This window comes from Acidovorax sp. CF316, from assembly GCF_000276605.1.
Taxonomy (GTDB): Bacteria; Pseudomonadota; Gammaproteobacteria; order Burkholderiales; family Burkholderiaceae_C; genus Acidovorax.
The window spans coordinates 1-959 of sequence record NZ_AKJX01000190.1 but is presented as its reverse complement, the minus strand read 5'-3'; the positions used below and the strand labels follow the sequence as shown (position 1 = coordinate 959).

The following is a 959-nucleotide window of genomic DNA, read 5'->3' as shown; positions in this document are numbered from 1 at the left end:
GGTGCGCGGCAACGCCGAGAGCGTGGCCTCGGCGAGCGCGCAGATCGCCTCGGGCAACAACGACCTGTCGGCGCGCACCGAGCAGCAGGCCTCGGCCCTGGAAGAGACGGCGGCCTCGATGGAAGAACTGGGCTCCACCGTGCGCCAGAACGCCGACAACGCGCGCCAGGCCAACCAGCTGGCCCTGAGCGCCTCGACCGTGGCCGTACAGGGCGGTGACGTGGTGGCCGAAGTGGTGGAGACCATGAAAGGCATCAACGCCAGCAGCAGCAAGATCGCCGACATCATCTCGGTCATCGACGGCATCGCCTTCCAGACCAACATCCTGGCGCTGAACGCGGCGGTGGAAGCGGCGCGGGCAGGAGAGCAAGGCCGCGGCTTTGCCGTGGTGGCCAGCGAAGTGCGCAGCCTGGCCGGGCGCAGCGCCGAAGCGGCCAAGGAAATCAAGAGCCTGATCACCGCCAGCGTGGAGCGGGTCGAGCAAGGCACCTTGCTGGTGGACAAGGCCGGCACGACCATGACCGAAGTGGTGGCGGCGATCCGGCGGGTGACGGACATCATGGGAGAGATCAGCGCGGCCAGCAGCGAGCAAAGCGCAGGCGTGGGCCAGGTGGGAGAAGCGGTCACGCAGATGGACCAGGCCACACAGCAGAACGCGGCGCTGGTGGAAGAAATGGCGGCGGCGGCGAGCAGCCTGAACAGCCAGGCGGGCGAGCTGGTCAACGCGGTGGCGGTGTTCCGGCTGGCGCACGACGGGGGCGGCAGCAGCAGTGCCGCGAACAGCTACCGGGCACCGGCATCGGCACCGGCGCCTGCGGCGCGCAAGCCGGTGGCCATGGCGGCGCGCCCGCCCGTGAAGGCGCCGGTGGGCAAGGCCCCGGTGGCCAGCCGGCTGGCTGCGCCCAAGGCGCCTGCGCCCAGCCCCGCGGCAGCGGCACCCAAGGCCCCGGCCAAGGCGG

Annotated in this window: 1 protein-coding gene; it reads left to right on the top strand. The window is 71.4% G+C overall.

Annotation, left to right across the window (positions count from 1 at the left end; genetic code table 11):
- Positions 1-959 (top strand): methyl-accepting chemotaxis protein (locus PMI14_RS23360; protein ID WP_035205348.1); only part of this gene is annotated, 959 nt, incomplete at both ends.